Here is a 16,092-nt window from a genome sequence, read left to right on the forward strand (position 1 = left end):
CCTAGGCCGCCCTGCCGTTCAGACGCGCCTCCAGATCGGCGAAGAAGCGCATCGCCAGCTTTCTGGCCGAGGAACCGATGAGGCGCGAGCCGAACTGGGCGAGCTTTCCACCAACCTGCGTGTGGATGTCATAGGCGAGGATCGTGCCCGCGCCGTCCTCGATCAACCGCACATCCGCGCTGCCCTTGGCAAGGCCGGCAATGCTGCCCTTGCCTTCGCCCGCGATCGTGTAGCTTTCGGGCGGGTTGAGGTTCGAGAGGGTGACTTCGCCGCTGAACGTGGCCGAAACCACGCCGATCTTGAACTTCACGGTCAGGTCGAGCTCCGTCGGCGAGCGCCGGACGATCTCCTGGCAGCCGGGAATGCAGGCCTTCAGCGTGTCTGGATCGTTGAGAGCGGCCCACACCGCATCGCGCGGGGCGGCTATGCGTTCCTCACCGGTCAGGTCCATCTGCGATTCTCCCTTGTGTGGTCTCAAGTTATCGTCATCGGAAAGCGCTTTGCCAAGTGGGGGAGGGATGGTATGGGAGCCGCTTGTTTTCCGGCGTTGCCGGCCAGTTTCCAACCGACGACGGACGATCCATCGTGAAGGACAGACACCGCCGGCCGAAAAGCGGCCCCGCCGCACCCGCCAAGCCGCACGCATCCCCGCGGATGCAGACGCAGAAGGCCCCGGCCGTAAAGACCACCGTCGCCAAGCCTGCCGCGAAGAAGGAGCCGCGCCCGGCGCCGGATGCGCCCGCGCGCCCGCTGATGCGCCGCGACGGGCCAAAACCGGCCGAGCGCGTGCCGGTCATTCTCGAAACGGCGGGTTCGGATCAGTATCGCCTCATCGACAGCGGCGCGGGCGAGAAGCTGGAGCAGTACGGTCCCTATCGCATCGTGCGCCCGGAAGCCCAGGCGCTCTGGCAGCGCAGCCTGCCCGACAGCCTGTGGGACAAGGCGGATGCCCTCTTCACCGGCGATACGGACGAGGACGGCATGGGGCGCTGGAAGTTTCCCCGGGAGGCGCTCGGCGAAACCTGGCCGATGCAGCTCCTGGGTGTCGATTTCCATGGCCGCTTCACCGCATTCCGCCATGTCGGCGTTTTTCCCGAACAGCTCGCGCACTGGAGCTGGATGAAGGAGAAGGTCGAGACCGCCGGCCGCCCGGTCAAGGTACTGAACCTCTTCGGCTATACCGGCGTGGCTTCGCTGGTGGCCGCCGCCGCCGGGGCTGAAGTCACCCATGTCGATGCCTCGAAGAAGGCGATCGGCTGGGCGCGCGAGAACCAGGCGCTCGGCCGCATGGACAAGCTGCCGATCCGCTGGATCTGTGAGGACGCGATGAAGTTCATCCAGCGCGAGGAACGCCGCGGCAGCAAATACGACATCATCCTCACCGACCCGCCGAAATTCGGCCGGGGTCCCAATGGCGAGGTCTGGCATCTCTTCGACCATCTGCCGCTGATGCTCGATGTCTGCCGCGAGATCCTGTCGCCGAAAGCCATCGGCCTCGTGCTGACGGCCTATTCGATCCGCGCGAGCTTCTATTCGATCCACGAGCTGATGCGCGAGACGATGCGCGGCGCCGGCGGCACGGTGGAATCGGGCGAACTCGTCATCCGCGAGAGCGGCACGGACGGCCGGCAAGCCGGCCGCGCGCTCTCCACCTCCCTCTTCAGCCGATGGATCAGCGCATGAGCCACGATCACCAGGGAACGCGCCGCGTCGGGCAGGTCAAGGAGGTCACGAGCCTCGCCAATCCGATCGTCAAGGACATCAAGGCGCTGTCCGACAAGAAGCACCGCGACGAGACGAAGAGCTTCATGGCCGAAGGCCTCAAGCTCGTCATCGATGCGCTGGAGCTCGGCTTCGAGATCCGCACGCTCGTCTATGCCAAGAACGTCAAGGACAAGCCGCAGGTCGTGCAATGTGCGACGAAGACGGTGGCGCGCGGTGGGCTGGTGCTGGAGGTGAGCGAGAAGGTGCTCGCCTCGATCACGCGGCGCGACAATCCGCAGATGGTCGTCGGCATCTTCACCCAGCGCTGGACGAACCTGCGCGACGTGAGGCCCGGAAACGGCGAGACCTATGTTGCGCTCGATCGCGTTCGCGATCCTGGCAATCTCGGCACGATCATCCGCACGGCCGATGCCGCGGGTGCGAGCGGCGTGATCCTCGTCGGCGAAAGCACCGACCCGTTCTCGATGGAGACCGTGCGCGCCACGATGGGATCGGTCTTTGCCGTGCCGCTGGCCAGGGCCAGCGTGGCGGACTTCCTCGCCTGGAAGAAGGGGGCGGGCGTGCGCGTCGTTGCGACCCATCTTGCCGGCGCCGTCGATTACCGCACCGTCGACTACAAGACGAAGCCCGTCGTGCTCCTGATGGGCAACGAGCAGTCCGGCCTGCCGGATACGCTGGCGAGCGAGGCGGATGCGCTGGCCCGCATTCCGCAGGCGGGTCTTGCGGATTCGCTCAACCTCGCCATAGCCACCGGCGTCATGCTCTTCGAAGCGCGCCGCCATCTGCTGACGCTGGACGACCGCGCATGACCAACCGCATTCCCCTCATGTCCCGGCCGGTGCCGGTCATCATCGTCATCCTTTTGGCGCTGCTGCTCGATCAGGCGGTGAAATTCGCCGTCGAGATGTGGCTTCCCTTCCAGGAGGCGGTGCATGTCGTGCCTATGCTGGCGCTATACCGCACCTACAATTACGGCGTCGCCTTCTCGATGCTGTCAGGTCTGGAGGGCTGGCTGATCGTGACGCTGCGCCTCTTCGTCGTGGCTTTTGTCGCCTGGCTCTGGCGGCAGACGCCGAAGGAGCGCGGCTTCGCCCATGCCGGCTACGCCTTCATCATCGCGGGTGCCTTCGGCAACCTCATCGACCGGGCGCTCTTCGGCTATGTGATCGACTATATCCTGTTCTATACGGAGACGTGGTCCTTCGCGGTGTTCAATCTCGCCGACAGTTTCATCACCATCGGCGCAGGCCTGGTGATCCTCGACGAGCTGCTTCTGCTGCGCCGCAGGGATCGCTAAACTTTTAGCGACTTGCTGAAGCCGATTTGAACGGTCCGCGTGATAAGCGGATCCCATGAGCGAACCCGTCAAGCTACAGAGCCGGCTTCAGGCCGAATTCGCCGAGGCGCCGTCCCGGCCGGCTCGCGGCCGTCCGGATGGAGAAGCGACGCAGGACGCCTCAACGTCCGCCGCACCCGCGCGGGAAAGCCATGCGGCGATCCGCACCGTCATCGCCGGCGTCGGCCTGCTTTGCGCCGTGCTGGTCCTCGTCACCGGCATGGCGTCGGGCTTTTACATCGCGGCTGCCGGTCTTGGCCTTGCGGGCATTGCCGGTGCGACATTCCTCTTCCTGTCCCGCCGGCCGGCCGTCGGCGTCGAGACGGTGCACGACCGCGGCTGGGAGCGCAGCGAAACCTCCGAAATCCTTTCCGCGATCCATGACGTGCTGGGCGATATCATCGTCACCCGCACCCTTGATGGGCGCATCCTGCGGGCCAATGCCGTTCTGGGTGCGCTGACGGGCGTCGCCGATGTCGAAGGCCGCACGCTGGAGGCGCTCGGCCTCTCCTTCCGTTCGCAGGCAAGCGCGCATCGCTACGATGTCGACGTGCAAACCGCGTCCGGCACGCGCATCTATTCCTGGCACGATGTCACGGTGCGCGATCCCGCGTCCGGCGAACTGGTGGTGCAGTCCATTGCGCGCGACGTGACGGAGGAGCGCCGGGCAGAAGGCGAGCGCGAGAAGGCCCGCCAGCGCGCGGAGGCGGCGAGTGCCGCCAAGTCCCGCCTGCTGGCCACCGTCAGCCACGAAATCCGCACGCCGCTTTCCGGCATCCTGGGCATGTCGCATCTCCTGGGCCAGACCAGGCTCACCGCCGAGCAGAAGAACTACCTCGTCGGCATGCGCCAGTCCGGGCACGCGCTCGTGCAGCTCGTCGACGACCTCCTGGATTTCTCCAGCATCGAGGCAGGCCGCTTCCAGCTGCGGCCTTCGGAAGAGCCGGTGCGTCCGATGCTCGAAAGCGTCGTGGAGATGCTGTCGCCGCGCGCCCATGAAAAGGGGATCGAGATCGGCTCGTTCGTCTCCGCGGACGTGCCGGGCCTTCTTCTCTACGACGCCGCGCGCCTGCGCCAGGTGCTCTACAATGTCGTCGGCAATGCCGTGAAATTCACCCATACGGGCGGTGTCCTGCTGGAAACGGTGCTCGACGGCGATGCCATCGTCATCCGGGTGACGGATACGGGGCCCGGCATGCGGCCGGACGAGCAGGCCCGTATCTTCGAGGAATTCGAACAGACCGGCAGTGCGGCGCAGCGCAGCGGCGGCACGGGGCTGGGGCTCGCCATCTCGGCGCGTATCCTTTCCGAGGCCGGCGGCGCACTGACGCTGGAGAGCGCCCCCGGCCGGGGCAGCACCTTCACCATCCGCATGCCGGTCGAGGCGCGGATGCGCCCCTCTCGCGGCACGCGCAAGAGCGTGCTGCGCGGCAGCCTCGTCTTCCTGCTCGCGCCGGCGGGCCCCGCCTCGGCGGCGCTGGTGCGCACCATCGGCGCGCTCGGCGGCGCCTGCCATCTCGCCACCTCCGTCGAGGAGGCCGAAAACGTCGTGCGCCATCTGGCCGCGCGGGGAGAAACCCTCACCGATATCATCGTGGACAACCGCCTGGCCGGGGTCTTCCGCCGCGAGCTGGCCGACATGGCCTATCTGCGCGAGAGCGCCGCCCGCCGCATCTATCTCGTCAATCCCGAGGATCGCGGCAGCCGCGCCATCGGCAAGGGCGAGGGGTATGATTCCTGGCTGATCCGGCCGCTGCGCGAACGCTCGCTTGTCGAGGTGCTGCGCGGCCGGATGAAGGGGGTCGAGGTGCGCGACGCGATCAACGACAACCGCCCGATCCTGAAGGATCCGCCGCCGGTGGCGCCGGACCCGCGTGCGGCGGCCTCCTCGGGCATCCGGATCCTGCTGGCGGAGGACGATCCGGTCAATGCCATGCTGGTGCGCTCGGTCCTGGAGCGTGCCGGCCATACGGTACGCCACGTGCCGGATTATCCAGCCCTCGTTTCCGCGCTCGGCGGGGCGACGGATGCCGGGCCCTTCACACCCGACCTGATCGTCACCGATCTCGGCATGCCGGGCGGGGAGGCGCAGGAGATGATCGCGCGGATCGTGCGTCGCGACGACGGCGGTACCCGCCTTCCCGTCATCGTGCTGACGGCCGATAGCCGCGCGAGCCTCGGGCAGGAACTCCTTGCCATCGGCGCCGATGCGGTGCTGGCCAAGCCCGCCGATCCCGCGCGCCTTCTGGGGGAAATCGGCCGGCTCTCCCGGCGGTCGCAGGCCTGACGGCCACCCCGGCGGCCACCCCGGCGGCTTTGCCCTATCCAAGCCGGCTTTACGTCATTATCCTGTTGCAGAATCGTGATTAAAGTCGCGAAGCTCATCAACGGGTAGACTGCCATGACGCTCGAACTCTCCCAGACCCTCGCTCCCGTGGAGATCGCCCAGAAGCCGGCCCCCGCAACGGAACGGCCGGCGTCGGACGTGCTCGGCCGCATCGGCAATCTCGAAACCCGTCTGGCCCGCTCCGTCTCCGAGATCGATGCCGCGCAGGCCGTGCGCTACCGCGTCTTCGTCGAGGAGATGAACGCCCAGCTTTCGCACGATGCCGTGCGCCGCAAGCGCGACATCGACGCCTGGGACATGGTCTGCGATCACCTGCTCGTGCTCGACACGGCAATCGAGGGCGATGCCGAGGAACAGATCGTCGGCACCTATCGGCTGCTGCGGCAGGACGTGGCGGCCGTTTCCGGCGGGTTCTATTCGCAGTCCGAGTTCGATGTCGATGCGCTGGTCGCCCGCCATCCCGACAAGCGTTTCATGGAGCTCGGCCGCTCCTGCGTGCTGCCGGCCTATCGCACCAAGCGCACGGTCGAGCTGCTTTGGCAGGGCGCCTGGGCCTATTCGCTGAAACATGGCGTGGACGTGATGTTCGGCTGCGCCTCCTTCCACGGCACGGTGCCGGAGGAGCACGCGCTGGCGCTTTCCTTCCTGCACCACAATGTGCAGGCCAAGGACGACTGGAGCGTTTCGGCCCGGCCGGAACTCTTCCGCGTCATGGACCTGATGCCGGCGGAAGGCATCGATGCGCGCAAGGCGCTGGTGGCCATGCCGCCGCTCGTGAAGGGCTACCTGAGGCTCGGCGCGACGATCGGCAGCGGCGCGGTCGTGGACCACGCCTTCAACACGACGGATGTGCTGATCGTCCTGCCGATCGGCCAGATTTCCGGTCGCTATCTCAACTACTATGGCGCGGATGCCGGACGGTTCGCGAGCTGAGGAATTAGGAGTTAGGCAGTAGCCAATAGCCGTTAGATGTGTTGCGCTTCGCCTACTGCCTACTGCCTACTGCCTACTGCCTCAACCGCCCGAATTATACGCGGCCAGCGTCGCCATGTTGACGATGTCCGAATCCTTCGCACCCATCGAGACGATCTGCACCGATTTATCGAGGCCCACGAGAAGCGGGCCGATGACGGTGGAGCCGCCGAGTTCCTGCAGCATCTTGGTCGAGATCGACGCCGAGTGGAACGCCGGCATCACCAGCACGTTGCCGGGGCCGGAGAGACGGCAGAACGGATATTGCTCCATGATGCGCGGATTGAGCGCCACGTCGGCCGCCATCTCGCCGTCATATTCGAAATCGACGCGGCGGCGATCGAGGATCTTCACCGCTTCGCGCACCCGCTCGGAGCGTTCGCCCGACGGATGGCCGAAGGTGGAGTAGGCCAGCATCGCCACGCGCGGCTCGTAGCCCAGGCGGCGGGCAAGGCCTGCAGCCTCTTCCGCGATATCGGCCAGTTCTTCCGAGGAGGGCATGTCGTGCACGGCGGTATCGGCGACCAGCACGGCGCGGCCGCGGCAGAGCGCCAGCGACGCACCGATGACGCGATGGCCGGGCTTGGGATCGATGCAGCGGCGTACGTCTTCCAGCGCGGTGGAATAGTTGCGGGTGAGGCCCGTCACCATCGCATCCGCATCGCCGAGCGCCACCATGCAGGCCGCGAAATGGTTGCGGTCGTTATGGATCATGCGCTGCGCATCGCGGTAGAGGAAGCCCTTCCGCTGGATGCGGGCATAGAGATAGTCGATATAGGCGTCGTTGCGCGTCGAGATGCGGGCATTGAGCAGCTGGATGCCGGGCCGGTCGAGATCGATGCCGGCGCGCTCGGCGATTTCGCGCATCCGGTCGTCGCGGCCGACGAGGATGGCGGTGCCGAGCTGCTGGTTGGCATAGGACACGGCGGCGCGCATCATCTGCTCTTCCTCGCCCTCGGCGAAGACGACGCGTTTCGGCTGGCGACGCACACGGGCATAGATCTGCTGCAGCGTTGAGGCGATCGGGTCGCGCCGCGCCTTCAGGTCGCGCGCATAGGCGTCGAGGTCGGGAATGTCCTTGCGCGCCACGCCGGTTTCCATCGCCGCCTTGGCCACGGCGACGGGAATGGCCGAGATGAGGCGCGGGTCGAAGGGCACCGGGATGATGTATTGCGCGCCGAAACGCGGGCGCACGCCCTGATAGGCGGCGGCCACATCGTCGGGCACGTCTTCCTTCGCGAGATGGGCCAGCGCCTCGGCGGCGGCGATCTTCATCGCATCGTTGATGGTCGACGCCCGCACGTCGAGCGCGCCGCGGAAGATATAGGGGAAGCCCAGCACGTTGTTGACCTGGTTCGGATAATCCGAGCGTCCCGTCGCCACGATGGCGTCGTCGCGGATGCGCGCGACTTCCTCGGGCGTGATTTCCGGATCGGGATTGGCCATGGCGAAGATGATCGGGCGCGGCGCCATGGAGCGGATCATCTCTTCGGAGAACGCGCCCTTGGCCGAGAGGCCGAACACCACGTCGGCGCCGGCCATGGCCTCGGCCAGCGAGCGGCGGTCGGTCTTGACCGCATGGGCCGATTTCCACTGGTTCATGCCGTCTTCGCGGCCCTGGTAGATCACGCCCTTGGTGTCGCAGAGGATGACGTTGTCAGGCGCGAAACCCATCGCCTTGATGAGTTCGATACAGGCGATGGCGGCCGCGCCCGCGCCGTTGCAGACGAGCTTCGTCGTCTTGAAGTCGCGGCCGGTCAGCGCCAGCGCATTGATGAGGCCGGCGGCGGCGATGATGGCGGTGCCGTGCTGGTCGTCGTGGAAGACCGGGATGTCCATCAGCTCGCGCAGGCGGCTCTCGATGATGAAACAGTCGGGCGCCTTGATGTCCTCGAGATTGATGCCGCCGAAGGAGGGGCCGAGATAGCGCACGCAATTGATGAACTCGTCGACATTCTCCGTATCGACCTCGAGGTCGATGGAATCGACGTCGGCAAAGCGCTTGAAGAGGACGGACTTGCCTTCCATGACCGGCTTGGAGGCGAGCGCGCCGAGATTGCCGAGGCCGAGAATGGCCGTGCCGTTCGAGATGACGGCGACCATGTTGCCGCGCGTGGTGTAGTCGTAGGCGGTGGAGGGGTCTTCGGCGATGGCCTTCACGGGCACGGCGACGCCGGGCGAATAGGCGAGCGACAGGTCGCGCTGCGTCGCCATCGGCTTGGTCGGCGTGATCTCCAACTTGCCCGGACGGCCGGACGAGTGGAAATCCAGCGCTTCGATGTCCGTGACGCTGGCCTTCTGGCGATCGGATTTGTCGGTTCCCGGCATGCTGTCCCCCTTCATACTCCTGTGGGCGATAGGCCCACACCTCCACGCAGGTGTTGTTTTCTATAGCGGCACATGGCTAGGGTGACACCTCTTTTTTAGGAAGAACTGACTCTCCGTGAACGACCAGATCGCACGACCGAACGATATCCTGTCGACGGCCGAACTCGCCTCCGACGAAAGCCGCGCATCGGCCACGCCGATGATGGAGCAGTTTATCGAGATCAAGGCGGCCAATCCCGACAGCATGCTGTTCTACCGCATGGGGGATTTCTACGAGCTGTTCTTTCAGGATGCCGTGGACGCTTCGCGCGCGCTCGGCATCACGCTGACGAAACGCGGCCAGCATATGGGCCTCGACATCCCCATGTGCGGCGTGCCGGTCCATGCGGCGGACGATTATCTGCAACGGCTCATCGCGCTCGGTTTCCGCGTCGCCGTGTGCGAGCAGGTCGAGGATCCCGCGGAGGCCAAGAAGCGCGGCTCGAAATCCGTCGTGCGCCGCGATGTCGTACGCCTCGTCACACCGGGAACGCTGACCGAGGAAAAGCTGCTCTCGCCCTCGGACGCCAACTACCTGATGGCCGTCGCGCGCATTCGCGGCGGGGCGGAACCCTCCATGGCGCTCGCCTGGATCGATATCTCCACCGGCATCTTCCGCCTGTCGGAGACCGCGCAGGGCCAGCTTCTGGCCGATATCCTGCGCATCGACCCGCGCGAGCTGATCGTGCCGGACACCCTGTTCCACGATCCCGATTTCCGCCCGGTGCTCGATGTTCTCGGCCGTGTGGCCGTGCCGCAGCCGGCCGTGCTGTTCGACAGCGCCACGGCGGAAGGCCGCATCGCGCGCTATTTCGGTGTCTCCACGCTCGATGGTTTCGGGACGTTTTCGCGCGCCGAGATGGCTGCGGCCTCCGCCGCCGTCGCCTATGTCGAAAAGACCCAGATCGCGGAGCGCCCGCCGCTCGGCCGGCCGGAGCGCGAAAGCTCGGCCTCGACGCTCTTCATCGATCCCGCCACCCGCGCCAATCTCGAACTGGTCCGCACCCTGTCGGGCGAGCGCAGCGGCACGCTCCTGAAGGCGATCGACCGCACCGCCACGAGCGGCGGTGCGCGTCTTCTCGCCGAACGCCTGATGTCGCCGCTGACCGACCCCGACGCCATCAACGCCCGCCTCGATTCGATTGCGACGCTCGCCGACCGGCCCTCTTTCTGCGAGGACCTGCGCCGCGCCCTCAAGCAGCTGCCCGACATGCCGCGCGCGCTTTCGCGCATCGCGCTCGGCCGTGGCGGTCCGCGTGACCTGGGCGCGATTCTCCAGGGGCTTTCCACCTCCGCCGAGATCGCCCGCCTGATGGCGTCCGAGGCGCTGGAGGGCGAGCTGGCCGCCGCGCGCGACGCGATCGCCACGCTGCCGCTCGATCTGTCGCACCGCCTGGCCTTCATGCTGGCCGACGAGCTGCCGCTTCTGAAGCGCGACGGCGGCTTCATCCGCGAGGCGGCCGATGCCGAGCTCGACGAGATGCGGGCGCTGCGCGACCAGTCCCGCCGCGTCATTGCCGGCCTCCAGCTGGAATATGCCGAGGAAACGGGCGTCAAGTCGCTGAAGATCAAGCACAACAACGTGCTCGGCTACTTCATCGAGGTGTCGGCCGGAAACGCCGCGGCGCTGACCGACAGCGATGCGGCCAAGGCGCGGTTCATCCACCGGCAGACCATGGCCGGCGCCATGCGCTTCACCACGACGGTGCTGTCGGAGCTTGAAACCAAGATCGCCAATGCCGCCGACCGGGCGCTCGCCATAGAGCTTGCCGCCTTCGACGGCCTCGTCGAGGCGGTGGTGGCAGAAGCCGAGGCGATCAAGGCGGCGGCGCGCGCGCTTGCCGTGGTGGACGTGTCCGTCGGGCTGGCGGCCCTGGCGGAAGAGCAGGCCTATTGCCGGCCGGTCGTGGATGGCTCGACCATGTTCGCCATCGTCGGCGGGCGGCATCCCGTCGTGGAACAGGCGCTGCGCCGCCAGCAAGGCACCGCCTTCGTCGCCAATTCCTGCGATCTCTCGCCCCATGACGGCAAGGGCCACGGCGCGATCTGGCTGCTGACAGGCCCCAACATGGGCGGTAAATCGACCTTCCTGCGCCAGAATGCGCTGATCGCCATCCTCGCGCAGATGGGATCCTACGTGCCGGCCGAAAGCGCCCATATCGGCGTGGTCGACCGGCTGTTCTCGCGCGTTGGCGCGTCCGACGACCTGGCGCGCGGCCGCTCGACCTTCATGGTCGAGATGGTCGAGACGGCGGCGATCCTCAACCAGGCGACGGACCGCTCGCTCGTCATTCTCGACGAGATCGGCCGCGGCACCGCGACTTTCGACGGCCTGTCCATCGCCTGGGCGGCCGTCGAGCACCTGCATGAGGCCAATCGCTGCCGTGGCCTGTTCGCCACGCATTTCCATGAACTGACGGTGCTGTCGGAGAAGCTCGCACGCCTTTCCAACGCCACAATGCGCGTCAAGGAGTGGGACGGCGACGTGATCTTCCTGCACGAGGTGGGCCCGGGGGCTGCGGACCGCTCCTATGGCATTCAGGTGGCGCGTCTTGCAGGCCTGCCGGCCTCGGTCGTGGCGCGCGCCAAGGATGTGCTCGCAAAGCTCGAGGATGCGGACCGCAAGAACCCGGCAAGCCAGCTGATCGACGATCTGCCGCTGTTCCAGGTCGCGGTGCGCCGCGAGGAGGTGCAGCGCAGCTCTGCCCCGTCGAAGGTCGAGGAACTGGTGAAGGACCTCAACCCGGATGACATGACGCCGCGTGCGGCGCTGGATGCGCTTTATGCGCTGAAGAAAGAACTTGGCAACCGGTAACGGCTAGGGTGATTGTCCTCGCGTGCCGAAAGGGTCTATAGGCATGCGCACCGAACGGGCGATGGACGACAAGCGGGACGCAAGCCGGAATCCGATGGAAAAGAAGCTTCTGGCACCGGCCGAATCCGGCCTTCTCGACGTGCCTGCACTGCGCGCAAGATGCGAATTCATTGCCAGCGCCAATGCCGATTATCGCGACCGCATGCGCAGCGCGCTTCTGGCCGAGTTCAAGAAGGCCAACAGCGAAGGCCGGGAGCGGGCGCGCGAGCTGCTGTTTTCAGACGGCAGCGGCCTGCAATGCGCCGCGCGCATCTCCTGGCTTCAGGACCAGTTGATAACGGTCCTTCACGATTTTACGCTGAACCATGTCTTCAGCGCCGGCCAGGCATCGCCCGCCGCGCGCATCACGGTCACGGCCGTCGGCGGCTACGGGCGCGGCACGCTGGCGCCGGGCTCCGATATCGACCTGCTCTTCCTGCTGCCGGCAAAGCCCGCCGCCTGGAGCGAGCCGGCCATCGAGTTCATGCTCTACATCCTGTGGGATCTGGGCTTCAAGGTCGGCCATGCCACCCGCAACATCGAGGAATGCATCCAGCTCTCCAAGGGCGACATGACCATCCGCACGGCGATCCTCGAGGCGCGCTTCATCTGCGGCTCGGTCGCGCTTTTCGAGGAGCTGGGCGTGCGCTTCGACCGCGAGATCGTGCGCGGCACCGGCCCGGAATTCATCGCCGCCAAGCTCGCCGAACGCGACGAGCGCCATCGCAAGGCCGGCGACACGCGCTACCTCGTCGAGCCGAACGTGAAAGAAGGCAAGGGTGGTCTTCGCGACCTGCATACCCTATTCTGGATCGCCAAGTACTTCTACCACATCCGCGACCCGGCCGAACTGGTGAAGCTCGGCGTGCTCTCGCGGCAGGAATACAAGCTCTTCCAGAAGGCGGACGACTTCCTCTGGGCTGTGCGCTGCCACATGCATTTCCTGACCGGAAAGGCGGAAGAGCGGCTGTCCTTCGACATCCAGCGCGAGATCGCCGAGTGCCTCGGTTACCAGCCGCATCCGGGCCTCTCGGCCGTCGAGCGCTTCATGAAGCACTATTTCCTCGTCGCAAAGGACGTGGGCGACCTCACGCGCATCTTCTGCGCGACGCTGGAGGACCAGCAGGCCAAGGAGGCGCCCGGCCTGACCGCGGCGATCAGCCGCTTCACCCACCGCACGCGCAAGATCCCCGGCACGCTGGATTTCGTCGAGGACCGCGGCCGCATCACCATTGCCGGTCCTGACGTCTTCAAGCGCGATCCGGTCAACATCATCAGGCTGTTCCACATCGCCGACATCAACGGGCTGGAATTCCATCCCGATGCGCTGAAGCAGGTCACGCGCTCGCTGAAGCTTATCAATGCCGCCCTGCGCGAGGACGAGGAGGCGAACCGCCTCTTCCTGTCCATCCTGACCTCGCCGCGCGATCCCGCGCTCAGCCTGCGCCGCATGAACGAGGCCGGCGTGCTCGGCCGGTTCATCCCGGAATTCGGCAAGATCGTCGCGATGATGCAGTTCAACATGTATCACCACTATACGGTCGACGAGCACCTGATCCGCGCCGTCGGCGTGCTGGCAAGCATCGACCAGGGCCGCGAGAAGGAGGCCCATCCGCTCAGCTACCAGGTGATGCCGGCCATCGAGGACCGCGTCGCGCTCTATGTGGCGGTGCTGCTGCACGACATCGCCAAGGGCCGACCGGAGGATCATTCGGTGGCCGGAGCGAAGGTTGCCCGCAAGCTCTGCCAGCGTTTCGGCCTCTCCCCGAAGCAGACGGAGCTGGTCGTCTGGCTGATCCAGGAGCATCTGACCATGTCGATGGTCGCGCAGACCCGCGACCTCAACGACCGCAAGACCATCGTCGACTTCGCCGACAAGGTGCAGTCGCTGGAGCGCCTGAAGATGCTGCTCGTGCTGACGGTCTGCGATATCCGCGCGGTCGGCCCCGGCGTCTGGAACGGCTGGAAGGGCCAGTTGCTGCGCACGCTCTACTACGAGACCGAGCTTCTGATTTCCGGCGGCTTCTCCGAATTGTCGCGCAAGGAGCGGGCGCGGGCGGCGCGCGAGGTGCTGCTCAAAGCATTGCCGGCCGACTGGAGCCAGAAGGATCGCAAGACCTATGCGAACCTCAACTACGATCCCTATCTGCTGACGGTTTCGCTGGAGGATCAGGTCCGCCATGCGGCCTTCATCCGCGAGGCCGACCGGGCACGCCAGACGCTCGCGACGACGGTGCGCACCCACTCCTTCCATGCCATCACCGAAATCACGGTGCTGTCGCCCGACCATCCGCGGCTCCTAACCGTGATTGCCGGCGCCTGTGCTGCGGCCGGCGCCAACATCGTCGACGCGCAGATCTTTACCACATCCGACGGGCGGGCGCTGGACACGATCCTCGTCAACCGCGAATTTCCCAACGATTCCGACGAGATGCGCCGTGCCGGCACCATCGGCAAGATGATCGAGGACGTGCTGTCCGGCCGCAAGCGCCTGCCTGAGGTCATCGCCACGCGCACCAAGAGCCGCAAGCGCAGCCGCACCTTCACCGTCTCGCCGGCCGTCACCATCTCCAACACGCTGTCGAACAAGTTCACCGTCATCGAGATCGAGTGCCTCGACCGGCCCGGCCTGCTGTCGGAGGTCACGGCCGTGCTGTCCGACCTGTCGCTCGATATCGCCTCGGCGCATATCACGACCTTCGGCGAGAAGGTCATCGACACCTTCTACGTCACCGATCTGGTCGGCCAGAAGATCACGACGGACAACCGGCAGGCCAATATCATCGCGCGGCTGAAGGCCGTCATGGCGGACGAGGCGGACGAACTGCGCGACCGCATGCCATCCGGCATGATCGCGCCGGTGCCCGCGACGCCGAAAAAGGTCAGGGCAGAGCAATGAGTCTGGTCAAGAAATTCGCGACGGTGGGCGGCGCGACGCTCGGCAGCCGCGTGCTCGGCTTCGCGCGTGAGACGTTGATGGCGGCCGCGCTGGGCACGGGGCCGATGGCGGATGCCTTCTATGCCGCCTTCCGCTTCCCGAACCTCTTCCGTCGCCTCTTTGCCGAGGGCGCTTTCAACGCCGCCTTCGTGCCGCTCTTCGCCAAGGAGATCGAGGAAGGCGGTGTCGATGGCGCTAAGCGCTTTTCCGAAGAGGTCTTCGGCGTCCTATTCACGGTCCTGCTTCTGCTGACGATCGCGATGGAGCTGCTGATGCCGCTCATCGTCGCCTGGATCATCGCGCCGGGCTTCGTGGGCGATGCGGAGAAGTTCGACGTGACGGTGAAGCTTGCCGTCGTCATGTTCCCCTATCTCATGTGCATGTCGCTGACGGCCATGCTGTCGGGCATGCTGAACTCGCTGCATCACTATTTCGCCGCTGCCGTTGCGCCCGTTTTCCTGAATGTCGTGCTGATCGGCGCGCTGGGTTACGCGCTCTGGCAGGGTGCCTCGCCGCTCGATACGGCCTGGTATCTCTCCTGGGGCGTGCTGGTCGCAGGCTTGTTGCAGATGGCGGTGCTTTACGCGGGTGTGCGCCACGCCGGCATCCGGATCGGCTTTCGCAGGCCGCGCATGACGCCGAACGTCAAGCGCCTTCTGTGGCTGGCCTTTCCGGCGGCAGTGACGGGCGGCATCACCCAGATCAACCAGCTGATCGGCCAGATGATCGCCTCCACCAAGGACGGCGCCATTGCGGCCCTGCAATATGCCGATCGCGTCTACCAGCTTCCGCTCGGCGTCGTCGGCATTGCCGTCGGCGTGGTGCTGCTGCCCGAGCTTGCGCGTGCGCTCAAGGGCGGGCACCAGATCGAGGCGGCGAATATCCAGAACCGCTCAATGGAGTTCGTGCTCTTCCTCACCCTTCCGGCCGCGGGCGCGCTCTGGGTCATTTCGGACGAGATCGTGCGGGTTCTCTACGAGCGCGGCGCCTTCAGCCCCGATACGACCTCTATCGTTGCCGGGACGCTCGCGATCTATGGCCTCGGCCTGCCGGGCTTCGTGATGATCAAGGCGCTCAATCCCGGCTTCTTCGCCCGCGAGGATACCAAGACGCCGATGCGCATCACCATGCTGTCGGTGGTGGTGAACTGCATCCTGGCCGTCTCGCTCTTCCCGCTTTTCCACGAGCGCGGCATCGCCACCGCCGAGGCCGTTTCCGGCTGGCTGACCGCGCTGCTTCTCTTCGTGACGCTGGTCCGGCGCGGTCACTGGCCGCTGGAGCGGGCGCTTGCCTGGCGCGTGGCGCGCCTCATCGTCGCGACGCTCGTCATGGCGGTGTCGCTGGAATACGCCTCCGGCTTCCTCGCCGACCGGCTCGCGCCGTCCTCGCCGCTCCTTGAACAGCTGGCGGCGCTCGGCCTCCTGATCGGCTTCGCCATGGTCGTCTATTTCTCGGTCGCCTTCCTCATCGGCGGCGCCGATCTCGGCATGATCCGCCGCAACATGAAGCGCAAGGCGAAAGCCGTGCCGGGCGAGGGGTCCGCCGAGTAGGCC

At 66.2% G+C, this 16,092-nt stretch carries 10 protein-coding genes; 8 read left to right on the forward strand and 2 right to left on the reverse strand.

Annotated features, from left to right (window positions below; translation table 11 throughout):
• Position 1: 1 nt before the first annotated feature.
• Positions 2-451 (reverse strand): SRPBCC family protein, encoded by a 450-nt coding sequence (locus tag K6301_RS00085; RefSeq protein ID WP_247218473.1) that lies wholly within the window; start codon positions 449-451, stop codon positions 2-4.
• A gap of 203 nt (positions 452-654) precedes the next feature.
• On the opposite strand from K6301_RS00085, the gene K6301_RS00090 reads away from it, so the two are divergent.
• The 5 genes from K6301_RS00090 (at position 655) to olsB (ending at position 6,341) form a co-directional block, all read left to right on the forward strand.
• Positions 655-1,683, forward strand: coding sequence for a class I SAM-dependent methyltransferase (locus tag K6301_RS00090; RefSeq protein ID WP_247220641.1), 1,029 nt, complete (start codon positions 655-657; stop codon positions 1,681-1,683).
• Positions 1,680-2,534, forward strand: coding sequence for a TrmH family RNA methyltransferase (locus tag K6301_RS00095; protein WP_247218475.1), 855 nt, complete (start codon positions 1,680-1,682; stop codon positions 2,532-2,534). Before K6301_RS00090 ends, K6301_RS00095 begins: the two co-directional genes overlap by 4 nt.
• Positions 2,531-3,022 carry a signal peptidase II gene (lspA, locus tag K6301_RS00100; protein WP_247218477.1) on the forward strand — a complete coding sequence of 164 codons (492 nt, stop codon included), beginning with the start codon at positions 2,531-2,533 and terminating at the stop codon, positions 3,020-3,022. Before K6301_RS00095 ends, lspA begins: the two co-directional genes overlap by 4 nt.
• Before the next feature lie 55 nt (positions 3,023-3,077).
• Positions 3,078-5,348 carry a hybrid sensor histidine kinase/response regulator gene (locus K6301_RS00105; RefSeq protein ID WP_247218478.1) on the forward strand — a complete coding sequence of 757 codons (2,271 nt, stop codon included), beginning with the start codon at positions 3,078-3,080 and terminating at the stop codon, positions 5,346-5,348.
• Between the two features lie 114 nt (positions 5,349-5,462).
• On the forward strand, positions 5,463-6,341 hold the full coding sequence (gene olsB / locus K6301_RS00110) for a l-ornithine N(alpha)-acyltransferase (RefSeq protein ID WP_247218479.1): 879 nt from the start codon (positions 5,463-5,465) through the stop codon (positions 6,339-6,341).
• A gap of 81 nt (positions 6,342-6,422) precedes the next feature.
• Here the strand turns inward: olsB and K6301_RS00115 are convergent, their stop codons facing one another.
• Positions 6,423-8,708: an NADP-dependent malic enzyme gene (locus K6301_RS00115; protein ID WP_247218480.1), complete on the reverse strand. Its 2,286-nt coding sequence runs from the start codon at positions 8,706-8,708 to the stop codon at positions 6,423-6,425.
• A 115-nt stretch (positions 8,709-8,823) separates the two neighbouring features.
• Here K6301_RS00115 and mutS point away from each other — a divergent pair, with 115 nt between their 5' ends.
• The 3 genes from mutS to murJ all read left to right on the forward strand — a co-directional run bounded on the left by mutS (position 8,824) and on the right by murJ (position 16,089).
• A complete protein-coding gene (gene mutS, locus K6301_RS00120) occupies positions 8,824-11,562 on the forward strand; it encodes a DNA mismatch repair protein MutS (RefSeq protein ID WP_247218481.1) in 2,739 nt (912 codons plus the stop codon).
• A gap of 94 nt (positions 11,563-11,656) precedes the next feature.
• Positions 11,657-14,500 (forward strand): [protein-PII] uridylyltransferase, encoded by a 2,844-nt coding sequence (locus K6301_RS00125; RefSeq protein ID WP_247220642.1) that lies wholly within the window; start codon positions 11,657-11,659, stop codon positions 14,498-14,500.
• A complete protein-coding gene (gene murJ, locus K6301_RS00130) occupies positions 14,497-16,089 on the forward strand; it encodes a murein biosynthesis integral membrane protein MurJ (protein WP_247218482.1) in 1,593 nt (530 codons plus the stop codon). The genes K6301_RS00125 and murJ overlap by 4 nt, the downstream gene beginning before the upstream one ends.
• Positions 16,090-16,092 lie beyond the last annotated feature (3 nt).

It is taken from the genome of Shinella oryzae (assembly GCF_023038235.1).
Taxonomy (GTDB): Bacteria; Pseudomonadota; Alphaproteobacteria; order Rhizobiales; family Rhizobiaceae; genus Shinella; species Shinella sumterensis.

Coding starts and splice junctions, on each gene's coding strand:
- K6301_RS00085 (WP_247218473.1), bottom strand. CDS start 451: ATGGACCTGACCGGTGAGGAACGCATAGCCGCCCCGCGCGATGCGGTG.
- K6301_RS00090 (WP_247220641.1), top strand. CDS start 655: ATGCAGACGCAGAAGGCCCCGGCCGTAAAGACCACCGTCGCCAAGCCT.
- K6301_RS00095 (WP_247218475.1), top strand. CDS start 1,680: ATGAGCCACGATCACCAGGGAACGCGCCGCGTCGGGCAGGTCAAGGAG.
- lspA (WP_247218477.1), top strand. CDS start 2,531: ATGACCAACCGCATTCCCCTCATGTCCCGGCCGGTGCCGGTCATCATC.
- K6301_RS00105 (WP_247218478.1), top strand. CDS start 3,078: ATGAGCGAACCCGTCAAGCTACAGAGCCGGCTTCAGGCCGAATTCGCC.
- olsB (WP_247218479.1), top strand. CDS start 5,463: ATGACGCTCGAACTCTCCCAGACCCTCGCTCCCGTGGAGATCGCCCAG.
- K6301_RS00115 (WP_247218480.1), bottom strand. CDS start 8,708: ATGCCGGGAACCGACAAATCCGATCGCCAGAAGGCCAGCGTCACGGAC.
- K6301_RS00125 (WP_247220642.1), top strand. CDS start 11,657: ATGGAAAAGAAGCTTCTGGCACCGGCCGAATCCGGCCTTCTCGACGTG.
- murJ (WP_247218482.1), top strand. CDS start 14,497: ATGAGTCTGGTCAAGAAATTCGCGACGGTGGGCGGCGCGACGCTCGGC.